19 protein-coding genes are annotated in these 22,859 nt (G+C 47.0%); 8 read left to right on the top strand and 11 right to left on the bottom strand.

Annotation, left to right across the window (positions count from 1 at the left end; translation table 11 throughout):
• Positions 1–143 precede the first annotated feature (143 nt).
• A complete protein-coding gene (locus KE626_RS27965; RefSeq protein WP_211976334.1) occupies positions 144–1,130 on the bottom strand; it encodes an aldo/keto reductase in 987 nt (328 codons plus the stop codon).
• Between the two features lie 175 nt (positions 1,131–1,305).
• Between KE626_RS27965 and KE626_RS27970 the strand changes: the two genes are divergently transcribed.
• From KE626_RS27970 to KE626_RS27990, 5 genes are all read left to right on the top strand, one after another.
• Positions 1,306–2,217, top strand: a complete 912-nt coding sequence (locus tag KE626_RS27970) for a helix-turn-helix domain-containing protein (protein ID WP_211976335.1) — start codon at positions 1,306–1,308, stop codon at positions 2,215–2,217.
• 59 nt (positions 2,218–2,276) lie between these two features.
• The gene (locus KE626_RS27975; protein WP_211976336.1) at positions 2,277–2,705 is read left to right on the top strand and encodes an SRPBCC family protein; all 429 of its coding nucleotides are present in this window, start codon (positions 2,277–2,279) and stop codon (positions 2,703–2,705) included.
• A gap of 292 nt (positions 2,706–2,997) precedes the next feature.
• Positions 2,998–4,044: a type II asparaginase gene (locus KE626_RS27980; RefSeq protein ID WP_211976337.1), complete on the top strand. Its 1,047-nt coding sequence runs from the start codon at positions 2,998–3,000 to the stop codon at positions 4,042–4,044.
• Positions 4,045–4,060: 16 nt separating this feature from the next.
• Complete coding sequence (gene aspD / locus KE626_RS27985; RefSeq protein WP_211976338.1) at positions 4,061–5,701, top strand: aspartate 4-decarboxylase; 1,641 nt, start codon at positions 4,061–4,063, stop codon at positions 5,699–5,701.
• Between the two features lie 100 nt (positions 5,702–5,801).
• Positions 5,802–6,368 (top strand): YceI family protein, encoded by a 567-nt coding sequence (locus tag KE626_RS27990; protein WP_211976339.1) that lies wholly within the window; start codon positions 5,802–5,804, stop codon positions 6,366–6,368.
• A 58-nt stretch (positions 6,369–6,426) separates the two neighbouring features.
• Here KE626_RS27990 and KE626_RS27995 read toward each other — a convergent pair whose 3' ends face one another.
• Together KE626_RS27995 and KE626_RS28000 are read right to left on the bottom strand one after the other, a co-directional pair.
• A complete protein-coding gene (locus tag KE626_RS27995) occupies positions 6,427–6,858 on the bottom strand; it encodes a GNAT family N-acetyltransferase (RefSeq protein WP_211976340.1) in 432 nt (143 codons plus the stop codon).
• Between the two features lie 15 nt (positions 6,859–6,873).
• A complete protein-coding gene (locus KE626_RS28000; protein WP_211976341.1) occupies positions 6,874–7,314 on the bottom strand; it encodes a carboxymuconolactone decarboxylase family protein in 441 nt (146 codons plus the stop codon).
• A 91-nt stretch (positions 7,315–7,405) separates the two neighbouring features.
• On the opposite strand from KE626_RS28000, the gene pdxR reads away from it, so the two are divergent.
• A complete protein-coding gene (gene pdxR / locus KE626_RS28005) occupies positions 7,406–8,872 on the top strand; it encodes a MocR-like pyridoxine biosynthesis transcription factor PdxR (protein ID WP_211976342.1) in 1,467 nt (488 codons plus the stop codon).
• A 201-nt stretch (positions 8,873–9,073) separates the two neighbouring features.
• On the opposite strand, the gene KE626_RS28010 is transcribed toward pdxR, so the two are convergent.
• Entirely contained in the window at positions 9,074–11,614 is a 2,541-nt protein-coding gene (locus KE626_RS28010; protein ID WP_211976343.1) for a putative LPS assembly protein LptD, read from the bottom strand.
• A gap of 184 nt (positions 11,615–11,798) precedes the next feature.
• On the opposite strand from KE626_RS28010, the gene KE626_RS28015 reads away from it, so the two are divergent.
• Entirely contained in the window at positions 11,799–12,152 is a 354-nt protein-coding gene (locus KE626_RS28015; RefSeq protein WP_211976344.1) for a winged helix-turn-helix transcriptional regulator, read from the top strand.
• A gap of 75 nt (positions 12,153–12,227) precedes the next feature.
• On the opposite strand, the gene KE626_RS28020 is transcribed toward KE626_RS28015, so the two are convergent.
• From KE626_RS28020 to KE626_RS28050, 7 genes are all read right to left on the bottom strand, one after another.
• Positions 12,228–12,629: a hypothetical protein gene (locus KE626_RS28020; protein WP_211976345.1), complete on the bottom strand. Its 402-nt coding sequence runs from the start codon at positions 12,627–12,629 to the stop codon at positions 12,228–12,230.
• A gap of 24 nt (positions 12,630–12,653) precedes the next feature.
• Entirely contained in the window at positions 12,654–14,045 is a 1,392-nt protein-coding gene (locus KE626_RS28025; protein ID WP_211976346.1) for a DUF4302 domain-containing protein, read from the bottom strand.
• A 23-nt stretch (positions 14,046–14,068) separates the two neighbouring features.
• Positions 14,069–14,965 carry a putative zinc-binding metallopeptidase gene (locus tag KE626_RS28030; protein ID WP_211976347.1) on the bottom strand — a complete coding sequence of 299 codons (897 nt, stop codon included), beginning with the start codon at positions 14,963–14,965 and terminating at the stop codon, positions 14,069–14,071.
• Positions 14,966–14,996: 31 nt separating this feature from the next.
• A complete protein-coding gene (locus tag KE626_RS28035) occupies positions 14,997–16,424 on the bottom strand; it encodes a RagB/SusD family nutrient uptake outer membrane protein (protein ID WP_211976348.1) in 1,428 nt (475 codons plus the stop codon).
• A gap of 17 nt (positions 16,425–16,441) precedes the next feature.
• Positions 16,442–20,020 (bottom strand): SusC/RagA family TonB-linked outer membrane protein, encoded by a 3,579-nt coding sequence (locus KE626_RS28040; protein WP_249207752.1) that lies wholly within the window; start codon positions 20,018–20,020, stop codon positions 16,442–16,444.
• 132 nt (positions 20,021–20,152) lie between these two features.
• Complete coding sequence (locus tag KE626_RS28045) at positions 20,153–21,370, bottom strand: FecR family protein (protein WP_211976350.1); 1,218 nt, start codon at positions 21,368–21,370, stop codon at positions 20,153–20,155.
• Between the two features lie 185 nt (positions 21,371–21,555).
• Entirely contained in the window at positions 21,556–22,116 is a 561-nt protein-coding gene (locus tag KE626_RS28050; protein WP_211976351.1) for an RNA polymerase sigma factor, read from the bottom strand.
• A 131-nt stretch (positions 22,117–22,247) separates the two neighbouring features.
• Between KE626_RS28050 and KE626_RS28055 the strand changes: the two genes are divergently transcribed.
• Positions 22,248–22,832 (top strand): RNA polymerase sigma factor, encoded by a 585-nt coding sequence (locus KE626_RS28055; protein ID WP_211976352.1) that lies wholly within the window; start codon positions 22,248–22,250, stop codon positions 22,830–22,832.
• Positions 22,833–22,859: the final 27 nt, after the last annotated feature.

Consider the following 22,859-nt stretch of genomic DNA (forward strand, 5'->3'; position numbering starts at 1 on the left):
ATGGTATATATCTCCATCTATCTTCGCTAATCTTTTTATCTTATAAAATCAAAATGATAAAATCCTCCTAATCCTCCCAATCAGTCTAATCCTGGGCAAGACAATATCCGCTTGCTAACAGCTAACAGCTAATGGCTAAAAGCTTAAGACCGATCCACAAGTTTATTCATGCTCTCATTATACCGGTCGCCGGTGTTGGGATATTTTGCCAGCAGGGCTTCGAGGTTTTGGAGGTCGGTGGCTGTTAAGTGTACCTCTACAGCGCCGGCGTTATCCAGCAGGTATTTTCTCCTTTTGGTGCCGGGGATGGGGATGATATTATCACCCTGTGCCAATACCCAGGCCAGTGCCAGCTGGGCAGGGGTACAGTTTTTACCGGCAGCCAGTTCCGCAAAGGCAGCGGCCAGCAGGCGGTTGTTTTCGGCATATTCGCCCTGGTAGCGGGGTAACGATCTCCTGAAATCGTTGTCGCCCAGTTTGTTGATGTCGAGATCGTTGGTCACCAGGCCACGTGCCAGCGGGCTGAATGGAACGAAGCTGATACCCAGTTCCCGGCATACCGGCAGAATATCCTTTTCCACATCCCGGGTGAGCAGCGAATATTCACTCTGTAATGCGCTGATCGGGTGTACCGCATATGCTTTACGCAGGGAGTTGGCAGAAGCTTCCGATAAACCCAGGTAGCGGACCTTACCTTCTTTTACCAGGTCGGCCATAGCGCCTACCATTTCTTCCACGGGAATATTGGGGTCAATACGGTGGGCATAGTACAGATCGATCACATCGGTTTGCAGTCGTTTTAAACTGGCTTCCACCGCCTTTTTCATGTAGGCCGGAGAACCATCAAAATTGCCCGCCCGAACGTCTGTATCAAGAGAAAAACCAAATTTTGTGGCAATGAAAATTTTATCCCGGTTCGGCTTTAATACCCTGGCGATCAGTTCCTCGTTTTTGCCGGCAGCGTAGATATCGGCTGTATCCCAGAAGTTAATCCCGATTTCAAGCGCTTTTTCCAATGTGGCAATAGATTCCACATCATCGGGTACGCCGTAGGCGTGACTCATACCCATACAGCCCAAACCAATGGCGGACAGCTGTACATCTGTTGTTCCTAATGTTCTGTATTCCATAAGATAACCAGCTTTTATAAATGATAACCTGATTGCGCAAAGATATACCGGCGACGCGGCCGGAAAATTGTAGCAACAAAAGAAATAATTGTGTTTTTCAAAGAAAGGGGATAGACAGGGGATAGACAGGGGCAATTTTTTTAAAGGTAGTTATTATTCGTAATTTTAAACCGATATGACGAACCAGGATAAACAATTCCAATTAACAACGGAACACAGTAAAACTACTATCACAGACTGGTACTGTGATGAGATCCGGCTTACGCATACTATTACCCGGTACGACAGGCCAGATAAGATGGTGGCCGGTAACGATACCGATGTGGTGCAGCTGCATTTTGGCCTGAAAGGAGACTATGCTTTTTCTCATAAACAACTCAACCGTTCCTTTGATCTGATCGGCGGGCATCACAATACGATGTACTCCAAAGGCTTTGAAATTGAGGTTCAACCCAAAGCTACAGAAATAGAAACATTTGGGATACAGTTCCCCAAAAACCTGTTTGTGGAGTTTACCCAAAGCGGAAATGAATGCCTGCAACGTTTTTGTGAAGACATGTTAGCCGGCAGAAGCGCGCTGCTATCCGAAAACTGGGGGCCTATCGATGCTGCCACCCAACAGGTAATAACACAAATCATGAACTGCCGCTTTTCCGGGCAACTGAAAAAATTATTCCTCTTATCAAAAAGCATTGAGTTGCTGGTATTATCTGCCGAAGCATACAATTATACTGCCGATAAAAAAGAGGTTTTTATAAAAAATAAAACGGATAAAGAGAAAATCATTGCAGTAAGAGACCTGATCAACGGGCGGTTAAGCAATCCGCCGGGACTCACTGAAATAGCACAACTGGTAGGACTCAACGAGTATAAGCTGAAACGCGGATTTAAAGAAACGTTTAACACTACCGTGTTTGAATATTTAACCGGGCAACGCCTGCAGCTGGCCAATCAATACCTGCTGGACACCGGGAAAACTTCTGCTGAAATAGCTTATGAACTGGGCTATTCCAGTCCGCAGCATTTTAATAATGCCTTTAAGAAGAAATTTGGTATCACTCCTAATTCAGTTAGAATTAATCCGTAAAATGCAATCCGCTCCAATCATGGTTGTCTAATATTGTAGTACAATAAAAACACATTATTATGGACAAGCAGTTAAAAATGTCGGAATCTATCAATATCCATGCTCCCGCTTCAAAAGTATGGAACGCCCTCACCGATAAAGCACAGATCAAATTATACTTTTTTGGGACAGATGTAGACAGCGACTGGAAGAAAGGCAGTCCCATTACCTGGTCCGGCGAATGGGAAGGTCAGCATTATGAAGAAAAAGGATCCGTACTGGACCTGGAAACTGGAAAGATGTTATCCTTCAGCTACCTGAGCAGCGGAAAGGCAGATGTGGCGGAAAACTATTCGACTATTGTGTACAACCTGGAAACAAATGGCAATGGCGAAACAAAACTCGCGGTTTCCCAATCAAACTTTGAAAGCCAGGAAACCTGTGATCATTCCAAAGAGAACTGGAAACAGATATTGGCGGGGGTGAAGAAAGTAGCAGAGGGAGCATGATTTTTTTCTTGCCCAGGATTAGAGTGATTTTTGATGATTATACTGATTTTACTTTTTGATTTAAAAAAGATTAAAAAAGATTTGGGAAGATATAAGCGAATCCGCTTACATCTTCCCAAATCTTTTTTTAAATCCTGTAGAACAAAATCAGTATAATCATCAAAAATCACACTAATCCTGGGCAAAAAATTCCCGGGCAAGGAAACACGCTTGCGAACAATATAACGACTTCTGTTGTTCTAATATCCTGACATTCCTCCCAGAACAATCTAACGGTTTTAAAAGCACATATATGAAGCCCTTATGTACTTTAATTGTAGTATTATTTGTTTGTATAACCTCGTTTGCCCAGCCGCCGCGTATTATCATCCTCGCTACTGGTGGTACTATTGCCGGAGAGGGTGCATCGGCTGACAGGGCGGCGTATACCGCTGGTAAGGTGCCTATTGAGTCATTGCTTAAGGCCGTTCCGGGAATTGAAAAAATTGCGGCTATTACAGGTGAGCAGATTGCTAATGTGGGCAGCCAGGATATGAGTATTGATATCTGGTTAAAACTGAATAAGCGGATCAATGAAATATTTGCTAATAATGAGGCCGATGGGATTGTGATCACACATGGTACGGACACGCAGGAGGAAACAGCTTATTTCCTGAATCTCAGCGTGCGCAGCGGCAAACCGGTGGTGCTCACAGGCTCCATGCGCCCGTCTACCGCTATCAGCGCCGACGGGCCTAAGAATTTATATGATGCTGTTACGGTGGCCGCCAATACCAGGTCTGGCGGACGTGGCGTAATGGTGGTATTTAATGAAAGCATTTTTGATGGCCGCGATGTATCAAAAGGCAGCACCACCAAAGTAGATGCTTTCCGTTCGCCCAACCTGGGTCCCATCGGGCAGGTATATGATGGCAAAGTGATATACTATATGAACCCGATAAGGAAGGCGGATAAAGAAACACCTTTTGATATTTCCACCCAAAAAGTGTTACCAAAAGTAGGAATTGCCTATATGTACGCAGATGCGGAAGCCGGCGCCATCAATAACTTTGTGAAAGAAGGATACAAAGGCATTATCATTGCCGGCGTTGGAAACGGTAATTTCAACAAAGCCTTTTATGATGCTATTGCCGCTGCTGTGAAAAAAGGATTGGTAGTGGTAAGATCCAGCCACGTTGGCTCCGGAAGGGTTACCCAATTCGATGAGGTGGATGATAAAAATCTGGGGACCATTGTAAGTGATGACCTTAACCCGCAGAAAGCAAGGATACTGCTGATGCTCGGACTAACGCAAACGTCAAACAAAGATATTTTACAGAGTTATTTCTTTAAATATTAATACCTAAACCTCGCTTATGGCCCTCTCATATATCAAAACCACGGTAGCGGAACAACGCGCATTACAGAAGTTAAGTCCGTTCGAACTAAAGGATACGCTGATTTCGCTGGCAAAAAGTAAAGCAGAAAAAAGTACGGAAATCATGCTGAATGCCGGGCGTGGCAACCCTAACTGGGTGGCCACGGTACCGAGGGAAGCTTATTTCCTGCTTGGACAGTTTGGTATTGCTGAGTGCCGGCGCAATATGGCTGATAACCACGGGTTTGCCGGCGTACCGGAAAGAAGCGGTATTGCCGACCGGTTTAAAGCCTTCCTGGCATTGCATAAAGAGGTGCCGGGAGTCAACCTGTTACAACAAGCCTACCTGTACGGTATACAACAGCATAATTTTTCGGAAGATGATTTTGTGTTTGAGCTGGCGGAAAGTATTATTGGCAACGAATACCCGGTGCCTGGCCGCATGTTGTCGCACATGGAGCCTATTGTGCATGATTATATTGTACAGGAAATGTGCGGCGGAAAAGCGAAAGGAAAATTTGACCTGTTTGCCGTAGAAGGCGGCACTGCGGCGATGTGTTACATCTTCGACTCGCTGATGCAGAATAAATTGTTGAAGCAGGGTTCCCGCATCGCCCTGATGGTACCTACTTTCACGCCTTACCTCGAAATCCCGGAGCTGGAACGCTACCAGTTTGAAGTGGTGTATATCAATGCTATCGGGCAAACCAAAGAGGGCCGGCATACCTGGCAGTATCCCGATGAAGAGCTGGAAAAGCTGAAAGATCCGCATATCAAGGTATTGTTTTGCGTGAATCCCAGCAACCCGCCTTCGCGGGCCATTGCGCCGGCAACGATGGATAAACTGGCCGCCATTGTAAAAAAAGATAACCCCCACCTGATGATTGTAACGGACGATGTATACGGGACTTTCGTGAATGGTTTTCATTCATGGCTGTCGAAGATGCCTGCCAATACAATTTGCGTATATTCGTTCTCCAAATATTTTGGTTGCACCGGATGGCGTTTAGGCGTGATCGCTATACATGAAAACAATATCTATGATAAGCTGATCAGCGAACTGCCTGTGTCCGCAAAAAAGGAGCTGGCAAAGCGTTACAGCACTACCACCCTGCAACCGGAAAAAATGAAGTTCATTGACCGCATGGTGGCCGATAGCCGGCAGGTAGCCTTGAATCATACGGCAGGACTATCTTTACCACAGCAAACACAAATGACGTTGTTTAGTTTGTTTGCGTTACTTGATAAAGAAAATAAGTATAAACAAATTGCGCAGGAACTGGTACATAAGCGTTTGAAATTGTTGTGGGATAAAATAGAACTGACCCAGGTAGATGACCCTTTAAATACCGGTTACTATTCCGAAATAGATATTGCGTTATGGGCCACTAAGATTTATGGAGATGATTTCTCAAAATGGCTGCAAAAGAAAATGCAACCTACGGACATCCTGTTCAGGCTCGCAGAAAAAACGGCGATTGTATTGCTGAATGGTGGCGGATTTGGAGGACCCGAATGGTCGGTAAGGGTGTCGCTGGCTAATTTGCATACAGATGCCTATACGTTGATCGGGGAAAACCTTACAGAGATCATGCATGAATACGTAAGCGCCTTTAAAGAAGAAACCGGCAAAAACTAGTTTTTTTCATAATGATAGATGTACGGCGGGTGGCTATGCAAGGGCTGCCCGCTGTTTTTTATGATTTGGCAATACCATGATAAATTGTCAACTTCGCAGTATGAACATTCCTGCATCCGCACTGCGTTTTTTACTGTTTGCTTTGCTGGTATTCTGCGGCAGCAATATACATGCACAACAGTATACTCCGGTTGATGATGGCTCCAAAGTGCAATTCACCATTCTTAACCATCTTGTTTTCACTACCACGGTTAACGGTTATTTTAAAGGCCTGAAAGGCAATATCCGATTTGATCCGCATGACCTGAAATCGGCGGCGATAGATGCCACGGTGGCTGTTAAAACCATCAGCACAGGTATTGGGAAACGTGACCGTGACCTGTTGGAAGAAAAATATTTTGATGCTGCAAAGCACCCGGTGATGCGGATGGTGTCGACGACCATTACTGCTTCAGATAAAGCCAATACTTATCAGATGAAAGCGGAGCTAACGATCAAAGGCGTTACCAAAACAATCAGTTTCCCTTTCACCGCAGTGGTATCCGGCAATGGCTGCCAGCTTAACGGGCAGTTTACGATTAACCGGAAAGATTTCAAGGTGGGGCCGGACAATGCTATCGATGATAAGCTGACGGTTGTGCTGAAAGTACTGGCTAAAAAACAGTAACGGCTATACGCATACCAGCCCGTTGATATCGTATAGCCCGTTCCGTACTGGTAAGTACTTATAAAGGCTGAGAAAAATGATGTGCGGAAATATGAAACCCCTGCCGGTGATATAGCCGGTGCGCCGGATGCAGCGCGTGACCAGAGTCCAGCTGCACAGAACGCAGTCCTTCCTTCCTGGCTAATGCTGTAATATGATCCAGCAGCAGCGCTGCATAACCTCTTCCCTGGTAAGCAGGTAAACAGGCCAGGTCATCTATATAAATAGTTTTACCGGAAAATAATTTGTTCATATGCCGGAAGCCCGCAAAGGCCGCTGCTTTGGACGGATCATCATCTGCGGCGATATACACAATCCGGTAATCTTCCTCCTGCATTTCCTTTATCTGCGCAAGCAGGTTTTCCTTTTGTAACAATGGACGCAGAAATAGTATTACTTCGCTGCAGGCTTGCAGATCCGCGTCGCTGGCGGCAGTGTGAATAGTTGGCATAAAATAATATTTAATTTATTTACCTGGTATCCGGTGAGTGGAAATACCGATACGATTCCAGGCATTAATAATGTTAACCGCCATGATCACTTCAGCAGTGCGTTTCATGCCTAATTGCTGTAAAGCTTCCTGGTAAGTAGCTTCTGTTAAGCCCTGCCGGCTGATATGAGTAACCTCTTCCGTGATGGCCAGGATAATCCTTTCTTCATCCGTGAACTGTGGTGATTCGCGCCACGCATTGAGCAGATATAAACGTTGCTCTGTTTCTCCGTGCTTACGGGCATCTTTGGTGTGGGCATCAATACAATAAGCGCAACCATTGATCTGGGAAGCCCTTACCCTGATCATTTCATGGTGAAGCGGAGATATGCCGGTAGATGACAGGTAAGCTTCCAGGCCCAGCATTGCTTTATAGGCGCCTGGCTCTATTTCTTTCATTAAAAAACGCTCGGTCATAGTCATTCTTTTTTGGGTAAAAATTATGCTACAAAATTAAACGGATCTGGAGTACCTTAGTAGTCCACTTTATAATTAAGAGGTAGTCCAGATGCTTCCATTCAAAACGCTTATACAAACAGATAAAACACTGAAACTGCCGGTGTATCAGCAAATCGCCAACCGCCTGATAGGACTGATACAGGAAGGCGTGCTGAAACCGGGGTTATTTCTGCCGGGCAGCCGGGTACTGGCTTTGCAGCTGGAGCTGCATCGTAAAACGGTCATCGCCGCATACGATGAACTGATCAGCCAGGACTGGCTGGTAGCCGTGCCCCGCAAAGGGGTGATGGTAGCCACCAATTTGCCGGTGATCCGCCCCCGCACTTTCCGGGGCAACGCCTCCTCATATACCGGTAAGGCAGCATTTCCCTTTCATGCGGTGAATACCATCGCAGCAGGCGGGCCACCGTCTTCCAGCGGCATGCCGTTGATCATCAACGATGGGTTTCCGGATGCGCGACTGGCGCCACTCAACGCCTGGGTACGGGAATGCCGCTCTATCATTGAAAGCCCGCGTTACCATAAACTGCTGATGTATGGCAATGCTACCGGCAGCGAAGCATTGAGAAAGGAAATGCAGAGGTACCTTACCAATACGAGAGGACTCAATATTAGTCCAGCGCATGTGATGATTACCCGGGGCGCTCAAATGGCCATCTACCTGGCTGCCGCCATGATCATCAAAAAAGATGACTATGTAATTGTTGGCAGCCCGAATTATTTTTTTGCAGATCTCTGTTTTGAGCAGCTGGGCGCACGCCTGATCCATGTGCCGGTAGATGAAGAAGGAATTGATGTAGATGCGATTGAGCGTGCATGCAGCAACAAAAAAATAAAGATGCTATACCTCATCACGCATCATCATCACCCTACTACCGTAACCCTTAGCGCTGCCCGCCGGATGAAGCTGCTGGAAATTATACGCAGGTATAAACTGCCGGTAATAGAGGATGACTACGATTATGATTTCCATTACAGCTCAGCACCCATTTTACCATTGGCCAGCGCCGATCATGGCGGAAATGTTATTTATATCGGCTCTTTTACCAAATCATTGGGACTATCTATCCGTATCGGTTTCATGATTGCGCCCGCCGATTTTATTGCTGGCGCAGCCAATCTGCGTCAGCTGATGGACCTTCGCGGCGATAACCTGGCCGAACAGGCATTGGCTAACCTCCTGGCCGACGGTACCATTGAACGACACCTGAAACAATCCAATAAAATATACCGGGAACGGCGTGACCTGACCTGTCATCTCCTGCAAACGCGTTTGGGCAATGCTGTGCAGTTCACTATTCCATCCGGTGGCATGGCTATCTGGTTACGGTTCTCAAAAAAAATATCTTTACGCCGGCTTTCTGAAAAAGCCAGCGGGCTTGGACTGCGGATTACTTCCGGCGAACAGTATCATTACGGAACTAAGCCGCAGAATGGGATACGGTTTGGCTTTGCCTCTTTGAATGCCAGGGAACTGGGAGAGGTGGTGCGGATATTGGAATCGATTATCGCGTGATTTTTGTCTTGCCCGGGATTAACAGTGATTATGATGATTTTCAGGATTTTATTTTTATAGATTTTATTTATGATTTAAAAAGATTGGCGAAGACAGAAGCGAGTATTCACTTTTGTCTTCGCCAATCTTTTTAAATCAAAAAATCAAAAGAAAAAAATCCTGAAAATCATCATAATCACTGTTAATCCTGGGCAAGACAAATTACAAATCATAGAACTGCTTCGTTCGGTTTATCCGTAAATCCCGCAGTAGACCCGCTTTGGCGTTGATAGTGAAGCTGAATTGCCGGAAGGTGCCAAACGGGATGAGGTTAATGGACAATGTGAAATCGTGCAGGTCGCGGGAGATGTACATATTCGTATAGGCGATCTGCATATTGGTAAAATCAAAGCCACTGTTTAATCCTATCTTCCATTTCGGCGTGAGACTAAAATCACCATTGAAGCTAACGTATTGGGTGATACGCTTTACTACGCCACCGGAGTCTGGTATAATGGTATTGGTATAAGATAAGCTATAAGAGAGATCGATACGCCAGGGGATATCAAAATCCACATATTCACCCGGATTGTTCCGTACCATAGCCAGCTGCCGCTGTTGCGCAGCAAAGGCAGCATCTCCGTTCTGGATATTGCTTATAGAGTCTATCTGTTTTTCTTTGGATTGACTCTTTTTATCTTTCGACTGGAATGAAGTACTCATAGAGATGCTGGCATTGGTTAAACGCCCCAGGCTGATTTTTCCCTGTTGCCATACATATTTGTCGATCCGGCGGCCGCGGTTATCGGTTTGATAAGGATCAATATTCCCACTGGCTGAGATGTTGAGTTTATCGAAAAGATTGGTGCGGGCGTAAACACTGAAAGTGGATAGCTTAAACGAATCTGCTACCAGGTTGTAACTGCCGTTGATACCAAAACCATCCAGCAGTTTAATTTTTCGTTCATGATTGCCGCTGGTATCTTTTTTTGAATAAACTTTCATTTCCAGGTTATTATCCAGGCCGAAGTTCAACCCGCCGAATGACCCGGGAGAAGGTACACCGATAATGGCGCCATCATATACGGATACCATGGACTTATCGCCCTCCTTGTTATATTGTAACTCCTTATAGAGGTTGGGATTCAGATCCGGCCGGTAACTGGCGCTCAGTGTGGGACGCATCACATGACGGATGGCCTTTACCTTTGAATGTTTATTAAAGGTATACATGCCATACATAGCGGTGGACAATGACAGGCTGGCGCTCACATCACGGGCAGTGAAGAAGCCTGCCTGGTAAGAGGTATCGATGGCGCCCTTGGTACCCAGCCCTGGATTATCTTTAGCAGGGTCCCATTTACGGATGAACTTTTTGGTATACCAGTATTCTGTATAGTTAATACCCGGTGACAGCGTAAATGTTTTAAATACCGGGATGGAGAAGGAGACCGGGATATTGTGCTGCATGCCTGTTTGCATAGCATCAAACATGGCCTGTTTACCAAACAGGGAATCTTTAAAATTTGCCTGGTTGCGTAAAACGGTATTATAAGAGATCCCAATTTTTTCGTACCATTTTGGCGTGCCTGTCATTTCCTTTGGCTGGAAAGGATAGATGGTATTTACCGTAAAGGTTCCGTCGGGGAAGGAAACAGATACATCGCGGGTGCTAAGGTTCTGCGAGTGGTTCAGGCCCAAGGTGAGGTTATAAGGTTTGCCGATCCAGGTTTTGGAAAAGGTGATAGACGATCCGATGTTATTATTTACGCGTGTGTTATAGTCGTATACGTTATACCTGTTATAAGAAGAGGTACCAAAGTTTACCGCTGCTCCAAAGTTTACACCTGGCCGGGCTTTGCTGTCCATGCTATGATTCCAGGTTACCCGGAAATCTTTCGACGTACTGAATTCTGATTTCACTGCCGGATCGCCAAAGCGGGTATTGGCAAAGCTGAGGTTTAATCCTCCGTTATATTTATACCGCTTCCGGTAGGTAGGACTGGCCGTGAGACTCCAGCTGCCATAGGAGTATACATCGCCCCGCATGGTAAGGTCAAAGTGTTCGCCAAGACCGAGGTAGTAGCCACCGTTTTCCAGTCCTATTCCTTTTTGCTGGTTGGTTACATACTGTGGTGGTAATATACCGGAGCGCTGTCCCTGTGTGATAGGGAAAATGGCGAAGGGTATAAACAGCGGGGTAGGAATACCTTCAATTTCGAGGTTGGCCGGCCCGGAAATAACCAGCTTATCCGGTATCACTTTTATTTTGCGGGCGCGGAACTGGAAATGCGGTGTATCCAGGTCACAGGTAGTAAAGGTATTTTTAAAACCAAAAATGGTGTTGTCGGCCATTCGTTTTGACTGTTGGCTGCCGATGTAACCTTCTCCGTATTGTGAGCGGGTATGATATATTTTGGCTTTGTGGGTATTGATGTTTACCTGCATGGTATCCGATTGGAAGCTTTGATCATGATCGGTCATTTCCACGTGGCCATAGGATTTTCCGGCAGTATCTACCCATTTGGTGGCTTCCATGATGCCGGTTTGCTGGTTTATTTTGATACGTTCCGCTTTAATGCTGGTCTCTTTATACTTGGTGTCGGCGCTGCCGTACATAAAGATTTGTTTTTGCGGAACCTGCATCACAATAGAGTCCTTTGCCTTGTAATGAATGGGAGCATCCATACTATCCCTGGATACGGGAACGGCTATAGGAACGGTATCCGCCGGCAGGGTGTCTGCAGGGAGACTATCCACCATGTCAGTCGTTTTAAAAAGGGCATTATGCGGCCTGTCTGCTGCGATTAAAATAAAAGCAATCAGAAACCCTGAAAGAAGCTGGCAAATGAATTTCATGTATTATCGAATCGGCGTCGAATCCGCGAAAATAATACCGGAATATGTATGTTTGTCTTGTGTAAACAGTTACAAAAAGGATACTGCTATGGATCACCTGGATGAAAAAGCATGTAAATCCGCTGGTATGGCGGTAAGAGATACCTTGGATACAATTAATGGAAAATGGAAACTGCTGATACTTTTAACATTATTTAAAGGAGGTAAGCGTCGTTTCAGGGAGTTGTCGAAAGAAATTAACATTTCACCGCGGGTACTTTCGAGGGAGTTGCAGGAGCTGGAAATGAATAAGCTGGTGAGCCGCACGGTGTCTGATACGAGGCCGGTCACGATCGAATATAACATTACACCATATTGCCAAACATTGGGGCCTGTGCTCAGGGCCATGAAGGAATGGGGGGAGCAGCACCGGGTGGAGATATTGGGGAAGAAATCAGTATAACAGGAAGCATCTTAAAAAGCAACAAGGGATGGTAACAGATCGTGTTGCCATCCCTTGTTGCTTTATTTATCTTCCTTAATAAAATAATGCGTTCAGGAAATTTTTGTCATCATCCGGCGCCGGCTTGGAGGCGAGGAATGTATTCATTTGCGCGGTACTGAGCACGGCGCTGAGATTTGTTTTAAAGGTATTGAAGAGCGCCGGTTGCTGCTGCTGGTAGGCAGCCGGATTGTTCCGGGTAGCCAGACCGAGGGTCCTTTTTGCATCCAGGTAGTCTGCTATTATTTTGTTGACCTGCGGTTTCTGTGCGTCTGTAACCGGTATTTTTTTCAGGAATATCCTGGTGTAGTCGGCATGCGCCAGCGTGTTTTTCAGGCCAGCCTTCGCCTGCTCAGTTTTACCGGGGGTATTTTGCTGTGCATAAACACTATATGCTCCCAATAGGCTCATAGCGGCGATTAGAAATATCTTTTTCATCTGTTGTTAATTTAAAGTGATTAATTATGGGTGTGCCCATGTCATCCATCCCAATGCATCGCCGGCAGTGACCATGTCATAGGAAGTGCCATTTTCTTTACGCACAATATAAAAACCCTGTGAGCTGCTGCCGTAGGGCGGCGCTACTTTCCCGGTGTCAAAGATGGTGTTGGTAGCCAGCAGTCCTGGCGGATTTACCACTCCATCGCCGCCGTCGAGCATCACAAACACGAGGCGTCCGCTCGCCACGCGGGTAAAAGCTACTCCACCTGAAAACAAATAGGGATAGCCGGTGTCGGTCAGGCCGGTAAAGAAAGGTGATAAAACATCAAAGAACCGTCCGCCACCACCATTTACCAAACCCGGGTAAAAAACAAATGCGAGGTAGTTACCGCCGGGGTAGGTGAGTTTGAGAATATTGTAGGCATCGTCTACACCATTTACGTGAAAACCGGGACCAGCCAGCCAGGGGTTGTCGAATCCTTCGTTGTAGAATGCCAGCGCAATACCGGGTTCCGGTGCAATCGGCGACAGCGCAGGTGCAATGTTAGCTGCAGCCGTACCGTTGATTTTGGCGCTGATAGTTCCGCCGTTCCATACAAGATCATCAAGACTGCTGATCGATTGTCCGGCGATGGTAACAGGGGTTTCGAACCGTATACTGCGTGCCGTAAACTGGCAGGCCACATTCACCAACTGCCGGTTGCTGGGAGATTTGATATTCACGGAGCGTCCGCCAATACCGGGTGTCATTTCAAAAGCTTCCGCACCACCGGTTACCCGTTTAAAATAGGTGAGTATTTTATTAAAGGTGTTATAGGCGCCGAAGCCGGTAGTGGTAAAAATGGTTTGTTCTTCCTGCGTTGCTTTTACCAGTATCGCCTTGGCATTGTTCAGGTTGCCGCTCAGGTGAATGGTATCTCCCAGTTCCGCAGCGGAAATGTTATCCGCAAACGCGAATTCGAAATCTGTTCCCCATCCGAAGCCGCCTCCCAGCGGACTGTTGGACACGGAAGGATCCGGATCGCAGGGCAGGTGAACATAACTATAGGTATCAAATACCAGCGTTGGACGTTGCGTGGCTTTGATAGAATAGGAAGACGTGTTAAAGGTAGTGGATGTTGGCGGGCTGAAGTCTGAAATCATCGATACTTTAAAGTTTTTGTCAAACTTCATATAGTAGGAAAATACCGCTCTGGGAGCCGTTACGCTCACGCCTCCGTTCATGGCCGATCCGGCGGTAGTTTCTGTCAGTATCCATCCATAAGGGGCATCCGCCAGTTTATTCTGATAGGTGGCCAGCGCTTCAGATAGCCGCTGGTCGGTGGATTTGCCATCTATATTCAGATCCGATTTCCGGTCGCACCCTGCTAACACCGCAGAGATGCAAAGGAGATATATCAATATTTTTTTCATAAAAGCTAATTCAGGTGATACAATTATTGAAAATACCCGGTCAGTTCAAGGCGGCATTTACGTTGCAATGCGTAGAAATCGATCTTCCATGCGCTGGCAAAATAATCCACTACGGCGGCTTCTTTTGCTCTTAACAGGTTATAGGATTCAGAGCCCGGTCCGCCGGTTTGCTCAGCCATGATCTTTTCATAGTCGTCGTAACCAGATAGTCCGTTCCTTCCGCCTATCAGCATGGTGGCGATCATTTCCACAAAATCCTCGCTAGGGTCGGATTCTGCATAGGCGGAAATAAATCCTTCCATCCTGGCATCCTGGTCAGTTACATTGAACCAGTTGCCGGTATAGGCCGGTGTAATGCTTCTGAAAGTAACCGGGTACATGATGTTCTGGTGCAGGATGTGACCAAATTCATGGTGCATGGTGTGCCCCATATCTTTTAAAATGGCGGAGTCTTTTGCCTGTCTCGTGAATTTATTGATTTCATACAACAACATGGCTGTACCTCCTTCGGCCTGACCGAGAATAATGGTACCATTGCTTTCATATTGCGCGGTTCCGGCGAGTTTTAATGTTTTAGGGAGATATTTTCTCAGGAAAGCGGTACTGCCGGTTTGGTCGTTGTACGGCTTAAAAGTTACCGCAATAAGCGCCTCCAGTGCAGGTTTTACCTGCGCCTCCAATGGAGGCACAATGTCATATGGAAAATCCAGCATCCCCGGCTGCCACTTATAATACACTGCAATATTGTAAGGAACGGTGAGGTTGTCGTGGATAAAAACATCCGTGGGCGTGGTGCCGGTGGAATCGCCTCCCAGTCCTACCGGGGGCGTTGTTATATTCAACTTTTCATCTTTGCAGGCGCTCCATCCTCCGGCCAGCAGCAGGATCAGGAGGGCTTTGGAAAATATAGTCAGTTTCATGGTTGCATGTTTAAAGGTGTACATCCGTTGTTTATCTTGGGTTCAGGGCCATTCCTTCGTTTACTACTTCCGGCGGCAGTTGCAGCAATCTTCTTTTATCGCCTGGCGCCAGGATGGTGTTGAAGTCGGGAGAACCGGTATGTCTAACGGGTATGTCTAAACGTAATATATCCAGCCATCTTAACCCTTCCTGCATGTAGGTAATCCTTTTCAGGTCCAGTACCGCTTCTATCATTGCGTCGTCCTGCGGCAGCGGATCATAGAAGGCCATTATTTTGGGAATGGTCACATTATGTGCGGAGGGACTGTACCGGGTAATGTTTTTGCTGATCCAGATATTGAGATCGCTGAGGGTAGCGTTGTAATTTTTCAGGTGTACATTGGCTTCGGCCCTGTTCATCAGTACCTCTTCCATGCTGAGCAACGGCATCACTCTTTTGGAAAATTTCGGGAAATTGAAATATTGCGGACCGCTGCCATAAATAGTGATGGCATAGTTGCCATCAGTTACATTAGGATAGCTGAACAGCGCTGCATTGATGTTGGTACCTATACCATAACGGAACCCGTAGTAGTTATCCGGGTATTTGCTGCCCGGTATTTCCGTTAGCAGGATATTCGCCGGGGTAGAGGAACTGGTATACAGCAGTTTCATATCTACCGGCTGCAGGGTGCTGTAAATTTTTACCTGGTCGCGGATCAGTGAAGCGGGGCTGGCGCTGCCGAAAACCGCGGTAGCATGTGTTACCACTTTTGCATAATCCCGTTTGAACAAATAGAACCTGGCAGCGAAAGCGTGTGCCGCTTGTTCCGTGAAATGGAACTTGGGTGCATCGCCATAGGCTTTATCTTTTATCAGTGGAAGGCCGGTAGTAAGATCATTTTCTATCTGTTGATATACGCTGGCTACATTCCCCCTGTCGTATTTATTAAATACGGTGGTACTCACTTTGGTGATATAGGGGATGCCGGGATCGTTGGCGGCGGTAGCCGGATTGTATGCTTTGGAAAACAGGGTTACCAGCATGAAATGTGCATAGGCTCTGCAAAGCAGCGCTTCGCCCTTTTGAGCGGAAAAATTCGCCGCATCGGGACCATTGCAATACTGGAGGGCCAGGTTGGCAGCCGCAATAGCGGCATAGCAGGAGTCCCAGTAAGCTACGGGCGAATCGGCCATAATATCCTGTACATCCTGGTATTTAAAAGACTGGGTATTGATCAGGAATAATTGGGGATCTATCCCCTGTCCGCCGTTGCCTTTGTCTTCCACATTATCGCTCAGCGCTTCGCAGAACAGCATGTAGCTGCCGTGCGGATAGGCGGTGGTGAGTAACTGGCTTACCTGCTCCGGTGTGGTGATCACGGTTCTGTTGTCGGGAAGCGTTTCCAGGAACTTCTTGCAACCTGCCATAGACAGGATGCCGACTAACAAGCCTATATTTATCAGTAGTTTTTTCATAAATAATACTTTTTGAATTAAAGGCTTACTCTCAGGGAAAAAGTGATTTGCTTATTTACGGGGAGTGCCACACCGCCGGTGTTATAAAACTCCGGATCCTGACCGTGCAGGCGTTCGTCCGCATAAATGAGCCATAAGTTGTTTCCTGTTGCGGTCAGAGAGCCGCCCTTTAACCCGATACGGTTTAACAATGGTACGGGTAACTGATACGTCAGTGTTACTGATTTCAATCTTACAAAACCACCATCTGCTACGCGGTCGTGCGAGAAATTGTAGTTGTTGTATGGATAGGCAGTCTGACTGTTCAGATCTACCTGTGTGTAAATATCAGCAACGGATGGGATGTTCGTCTTTTTATCATCTCCCGGTAAACTCCATCTGCCTTTAAATTCATTTGGCAGCGCATTGAAGTCAGAGTAGTTGGTGGTATATACAGGCGTCAGCCGTATTTTGTTACCTGCCTGGTAGGTTACCAGCGCCGACAGTGAAAAGTCTTTGTAACGGAAGGTATTGTTCCAGCCGCCGGTGATGGTAGGATCGGAAGGACCTTCATACCTGAGGTACTGTACATTATGGCTTTGCAGGTTTACGCCGGGGCTGATGGTACCGGTGTCATTTATAAACTGTGCCACACCGTTGGCGGGGTTCAGCCCTGCGTTCTGCAGGGAGAACAGGCCTCTTACGGGGTAGCCTTGTTGTGCGCCGCCGCCTTCGCCTACCAGGTCCATAATTACCGGGTTGTTTTGGGCATTGGTGATGAGGGTTTTATTAAAGCTGAAGATAAGGGCAGTGTTTAACCCTATATTTTTATGGGCGATGATTTTGCCTGTTACCTGAATATCCATACCATGCGATTTCATGTCGGCATAGTTGGCAAACTGGTTTACCTGTCCGCTGGTACCGGAAGTTCTTACCAGGCCGATGAGGTCAAAGCTTCTTCTCCGGTAATAGTCGAAGGTAAGGCCCAGTCTTTCTTTGAATAACCCGATATCAGTACCGAGGTTTAGTTCATATTTTTTCTCCCAGGTCAGCTCCGAGTTTTCCAGCGATGCCAGGAGTATGGCTGTTTGCTGATCGGTGAGGAAAGGCCGGCTGGTAATAAACGACCGCAGTATGGCGGTGGTATTGGTAGCAGAACCAGTGTTTGCATTGAGCCCGTAGCTGGCTTTTAGCAACAGGTGGCTAACAGCGCCGGCATTTTGCATAAAGTTTTCCTGGTCTACGTTCCAGTTACCGGCTACTGTCCAGGTAGGCAGCCAGCGGGCGGTGGGAGAGCTGCCGAGCCTGTTGGATCCATCTTCCCTGATGGTAGCGCTCAGGGTATATTTGCTATTGTAAGTATACGCTGCATTGGCGTAGAATGCTGCGAAGCGGTCGTATTCGTTGCCCATGCCATAGTATGCCTTATTTTCTTCCGACATCTTTTTCAGGAACAGGTAATCAACAAAGGGTGTTCCTCCAGTATTGTATTGATAACCCACGCCGGTGTTATAGGAATTGGTTCTGTTGGCGAACTTTACTTCCTGCCCGATTAATGCGGCTATCTGGTGTTTATCGTCGTTAAACGACTGGTTATAATTGATCTGGTTACGGAAGGTATAGTTTTTCAGTTCTACGTCTGAGCGTTTATAGAAACCGCCATAGGGCAGTACTACCACAGCCTGGTCGTTAGGGAAGGCGGGGTCTTTGTACAGGAATTTATTCCGGTCGTTTACAATGCTGTTGGGGTTGGCCCGGTACGCATTGGCTTCGTTGGAGGTTTCATATACTTTGTGCTCAATGGTTGTTTTGGCATAACGTATAGCGCCTGTAAATTCGTAGCTGAAATGGTTCCTGAATTTGTAACTCAGGTTACCCTGCAGTTTTAAATCGATCAGGCCAAGATCAGTATAGTTGCTTTTTGTTTCTTGGAGGATATTAAAGGGTGCAAAGTTGCGGGTAAAATATTCCAGGTTGCCTTGCTCGTCATACGCCGTTAAAGCCCTGCTGGTGCTGAGTGCGTAGGTAAAAGGATTGATATCGAAATCCCTGGAGTAGGTCCCCTGCACGGCGTCCGTTATCCTGTCTTCCGTACCCGGTGCTCTTTGCTGGCGCACGTTTCCGTTTACGAGGAAACCATAGCTCAGTTTTTCGTTCGGCGTATAGTTAGCCCGCAGGTTGGCGGTGTATCTTTTTACGTTATCTGCAATCGTCCAACCCTGGTCATTGAAGAAACTGGTCGACAAATAGAACTGTGATTTGTCGGTACCGGTAGAAATGCTCAATGAATGTTCCTGGGTGAGGGAGTTGCGGAACAGGAGGTCGAACCAGTCGGTATTGGCGTTGGCATATTTCATGAGCCATTGCTGTCTGCCTTCCCGGGTATTGAGTACGCTGAATTTATTGGCGTCGTCAGGATATTGCAGCAGCTGTCCCAGTTTTCCGTAGATACCGGAAGTGGGTTCGTTGATCAGTTCTGCATACGGCAGTAACTGTTTGCGTTCCAGTTCGGCGTATACCGACATCTGGTCGGCGGAGTTCATGATATCATAGTTCCTGTAGGATGGTTTCAGCTGCACCCCAAAGTTACCGGTATAGGACACCATCGGTTTTCCTATTTTACCTTTTTTGGTAGTGATTACGATCACGCCGTTCATGGCTCTTGCGCCGTATAACGCAGCAGCGGCGGCATCTTTCAGGATGTCGAAGGTTTCAATATCGTTCATGTTCAACCCGGCCACAGCTGATCCCAGGAGGGTATTTACGTTACCGCTGGTCAGTTGTTCATTGGATACGTTGACGATATCTTCCAGTACCACACCATCTACCACCCACAGTGGTTTATTTTCACCGGAGATGGAGGTAGCGCCACGGATACGTATCTTAGGGGAGGATCCAAAGGTGCCGGAAACGTTTTGTACGCTTACGCCGGCAGCGCGTCCTTCCAACATACGGCTTACATCTACCACCCCATCTATTTTTACGTTATCTGCTTTGAGGGTAACGGCCGATCCGGCAAATTTTTTCCGGTCAATATTCTGGAAACCGGTTACTACCACACCACCGAGTTCTGTTACATCATCTGTGAGGGAAATGACCAGGTTATCTTTTGCTTTTATTTCCATTGGTTTGTAGCCAATAGCGGTGATCACGAGGGTGGCTCCTTCGGGCACGTCGAGTTCGAAAGCACCTGCGGCATTGGTGATAGCGCCTTTGGTATTTCCTTTTACTTTTACAGATGCTCCTGAAATGGGTTCCCCTTTCGCATTACGTACCACGCCATGAATGGGAGCGGCTGCCGCGGGGGCTGCCGGTATCGTATTGGAGCGGGTAATGGTGATCATTCTGCCATCTACCGCAAAATCCAGCGGTTGATTTTTCAGGCATTCCTGCAGAAAGCTGTTCAGTGATGCATCTTTTGCATCGATGGTTACCGGGTTTGTTTCCTGTTGCAGCAGCTTGTAGTCGTACAGAAATACGTATTCCGTTTGCCTGGACACGTCCGATAACACTTTTATCAGCGACGCGTGTCTGGCTGTGTACGTAATCTTCTGAGAGTAGCTTCTGGCGCTTACCTGCAAACAAAAGGCAAGTAAGAATACGGACAGTAGTTTCATAGCTATCAGCGATTTGGTTGACGGTAAGGACCGGAGCGTATCAGGGACTGTAAATACACGCCTGCGCTTACCTTTTTTGGTTGAATGCATAAGCTAGCACATTTGGGTTTAATTCTTATAATAAAACAGATTTTATTTGCTTTCGGTTGACCTGGGATCCAATACGGTTATTCTTCTTCCATCGGTTTCAAACCTGACACCATATTTTCCCAATGCGCTTAGTATGCGTGACAGTGGTAAGTTTTTGTCTATACCACCGCCAAAAACGATATCGGGTATTTTTCCTTCATAAGCAATATCTACATCGTACCAGCGCGCTATCTGCCGCATAATGGCGGGCAGCTGGCGTTGGTCAAAACGGAAAAATCCTTTCTTCCAGGCTACGGCGATTTCCGTATCGGTATTTTCCACCACGATGGCGGCGGCTGATTCCGGCGGGAAAATGGCCTGTTGCCCGGCGATTAACTTTTTGCTGTTGCCTGATCTGGACACCAGCACAGCTCCTTCCAGCAGCGTGGTCTTTACCGCTGCTTCATCTTCATAAGCCATAATATTAAAGCGGGTACCCAGCACCGTTACTTCTCCGTCGCTGCCATGTGCATTAACGGCCACTTTAAAGGGGGCCTGCTCATTGCTGTTCACTTCAAAGTAAGCTTCTCCGGTGAGGATCACCCTGCGATCCCCTTTCCGGAAGGCTACCGGGTATTTAAGGGTAGATGCGGTGTTTAGCCATACCTGTGTGCCGTCGGGTAATACCACCTGGTATTGGGCGCCGCGGGGAGTGGCAATGGTGTTCCAGGTAACTTCACTGGTGGCGGCATGTTCTGTTACATCATAGGTGAGTGCGCCGCCGGCTGTTTTAACAATGCGGGTGCCGCTTTGTTTTGCTACCGCGCCTTGCCTGGCACTATCCAGTACTATAGTGGAGCCATCACCCAGGGTGAGGATGGCGCCCGTTTTACCTGGAGCAATATCTTTTTGGGGAACGACGGCAGCTACCTGCTGTGGGGCGGTGGCGGACTGCTTTCCATAAAAGAAAGCGGCGCCTGTGAGCAGCAGTAAGACAGAAATGAAAACGATTGTTTTTTTCCTTTTCTTACTGGCAGTGGTTGTTTTTTCCAGCAGCCGGGAAGTGCTGGATTCGGAAAACAGGATCTTATCAAGCAGGGCTGTTTGCCGGTCGCCAGGTAAGGGCATATCTCCTTCGCCTGTTTGCCAGTATGCGCTGATCTGCTGTTTGAAAATTTCGTCGAATTCCTCGCTTTTCACATACTGCATTAACTCCTGCTCTTCGGCAGGCGTTAAATTATTTTGTACGTGTTTATCGAGTAATTCGGTGATACGATGCATAGCACAGCGGGTAAATAGCAGGTCCCACTTATAAGACGATGGGGAAAGAGGGAGGGAGTAGTGAGCAGGGAAAGATTTTATTAGCTTTTAGCCATTAGCTGTTAGCTTTTAGTAAATGCAGCGAGCCTGTTGATAGCTTTTAGTTAAGTGCAGTGAGTTAATAGCTAACTGCTAAAAGCTGACAGCTAGAACCCAATCTCGCTGCCCAGGTGCTGACGGATACTTTGCAGTGCCATGGCCATATGCTTCTTTACGGTGAGGCGTGAAATACCCATATGCCTGGCTATTTCTTCGTGGGAGAGGCCGGCAGTTTTGGCCAGGCGGTACACTTGTTTTTGCTGTGGGGGCAGCTGGATAATGGCCTCCTGTAAGAGCAGTTCACACTGGCGATTGCGTAGCAGGTGATCTGTGGTATTGGTAGAATCAGGGAAGGCGGCGGTAAATGCTTTCAGGTGATTGTTTTCGTAGGCGGCCTTTTTGAGGCGATCCAGTATAAGGTGTCGGGTCATGGACAACAGGTAGGCCTCCAGGTTTTTTACTTCGCCGAAGCTGCTGCGTTTAAGCCATAACTTCATAAATACATCCTGGACTATTTCTTCTGCCGGTGCGGCCGATTTCAGAAATCCCAGCGCCGTACCGTATACTTTGTACTGGTACCTGTTAAAGATCCTCGCAAAAGCGCCTTCATCGCCGTTTACGAGTAATTCCACCAGGTAGGGTTCATCGAAAGTATCAGACAGCTGCATAATAGATTATTTCATAGTGCTGCAACTAATTTAGCAAAAAAAAATCAGAAGACTCTCTTCATTTTGCCATACGCATTTTTTGCAGTATTTTGCTTAGCATCAAAAAGCACTAATCCCAATATTCCAAAATCATGCATGATAATGAATTATGGCACTCCTATAAGGAAGGGGATGTAAAAGCATTGGAAGGTTTGTACGAACAATATTATACCCCGCTCACTAATTACGGATTCAAATTCACACCCGATAATGTTTGCATAGAAGAAAGTATGCAGGATCTTTTCCTGAAGCTGTGGCAAAACAGGGAGCGGATTACACGTCCAACAGTGGTGAAGCAGTACCTGTATCTTTCTTTCCGCCGTATCCTGCTCCGGAAACTGGAATACAATCCTTCCCGGCATGAGGAGGAACTGGCAGGCGAACATATTCCCTTTAACCTGGAGTTCTCCTATGAACATCCGCTGATCCGCCGGGAGCGTATGGCGGACCTGACCGCCAAAGTAGAGGACCTGACCTACACCCTCACCAACCGACAACGGGAGGCGGTGTTCCTGAAGTATTATGAGGACCTTTCTTACGAGCATATCGCCGAAATTATGCACATGAATGCTGCAGGCGCCGTTAGGCTCTTATACGGTGCCCTGGAGCGTTTGCGTGAACAGTTTGGCGACTTCACTTTATTGTTATTGCTGTATATATTGAGAAACAGCCGTTAGCTGTTAGCCATTAGCTTTTAGCAGAAA

The sequence above is a fragment of the Chitinophaga hostae genome, from assembly GCF_018224885.1.
Lineage (GTDB): Bacteria > Bacteroidota > Bacteroidia > Chitinophagales > Chitinophagaceae > Chitinophaga > Chitinophaga hostae.

What these genes read in the sequence shown, in the direction of transcription:
- KE626_RS27965 (WP_211976334.1), bottom strand. Translation starts at nt 1,130, where the DNA reads ATGGAATACAGAACATTAGGAACAACAGATGTACAGCTGTCCGCCATT.
- KE626_RS27970 (WP_211976335.1), top strand. Translation starts at nt 1,306, where the DNA reads ATGACGAACCAGGATAAACAATTCCAATTAACAACGGAACACAGTAAA.
- KE626_RS27975 (WP_211976336.1), top strand. Translation starts at nt 2,277, where the DNA reads ATGGACAAGCAGTTAAAAATGTCGGAATCTATCAATATCCATGCTCCC.
- KE626_RS27980 (WP_211976337.1), top strand. Translation starts at nt 2,998, where the DNA reads ATGAAGCCCTTATGTACTTTAATTGTAGTATTATTTGTTTGTATAACC.
- aspD (WP_211976338.1), top strand. Translation starts at nt 4,061, where the DNA reads ATGGCCCTCTCATATATCAAAACCACGGTAGCGGAACAACGCGCATTA.
- KE626_RS27990 (WP_211976339.1), top strand. Translation starts at nt 5,802, where the DNA reads ATGAACATTCCTGCATCCGCACTGCGTTTTTTACTGTTTGCTTTGCTG.
- KE626_RS27995 (WP_211976340.1), bottom strand. Translation starts at nt 6,858, where the DNA reads ATGCCAACTATTCACACTGCCGCCAGCGACGCGGATCTGCAAGCCTGC.
- KE626_RS28000 (WP_211976341.1), bottom strand. Translation starts at nt 7,314, where the DNA reads ATGACCGAGCGTTTTTTAATGAAAGAAATAGAGCCAGGCGCCTATAAA.
- pdxR (WP_211976342.1), top strand. Translation starts at nt 7,406, where the DNA reads ATGCTTCCATTCAAAACGCTTATACAAACAGATAAAACACTGAAACTG.
- KE626_RS28010 (WP_211976343.1), bottom strand. Translation starts at nt 11,614, where the DNA reads ATGGTGGATAGTCTCCCTGCAGACACCCTGCCGGCGGATACCGTTCCT.
- KE626_RS28015 (WP_211976344.1), top strand. Translation starts at nt 11,799, where the DNA reads ATGGATCACCTGGATGAAAAAGCATGTAAATCCGCTGGTATGGCGGTA.
- KE626_RS28020 (WP_211976345.1), bottom strand. Translation starts at nt 12,629, where the DNA reads ATGAAAAAGATATTTCTAATCGCCGCTATGAGCCTATTGGGAGCATAT.
- KE626_RS28025 (WP_211976346.1), bottom strand. Translation starts at nt 14,045, where the DNA reads ATGAAAAAAATATTGATATATCTCCTTTGCATCTCTGCGGTGTTAGCA.
- KE626_RS28030 (WP_211976347.1), bottom strand. Translation starts at nt 14,965, where the DNA reads ATGAAACTGACTATATTTTCCAAAGCCCTCCTGATCCTGCTGCTGGCC.
- KE626_RS28035 (WP_211976348.1), bottom strand. Translation starts at nt 16,424, where the DNA reads ATGAAAAAACTACTGATAAATATAGGCTTGTTAGTCGGCATCCTGTCT.
- KE626_RS28040 (WP_249207752.1), bottom strand. Translation starts at nt 20,020, where the DNA reads ATGAAACTACTGTCCGTATTCTTACTTGCCTTTTGTTTGCAGGTAAGC.
- KE626_RS28045 (WP_211976350.1), bottom strand. Translation starts at nt 21,370, where the DNA reads ATGCATCGTATCACCGAATTACTCGATAAACACGTACAAAATAATTTA.
- KE626_RS28050 (WP_211976351.1), bottom strand. Translation starts at nt 22,116, where the DNA reads ATGCAGCTGTCTGATACTTTCGATGAACCCTACCTGGTGGAATTACTC.
- KE626_RS28055 (WP_211976352.1), top strand. Translation starts at nt 22,248, where the DNA reads ATGCATGATAATGAATTATGGCACTCCTATAAGGAAGGGGATGTAAAA.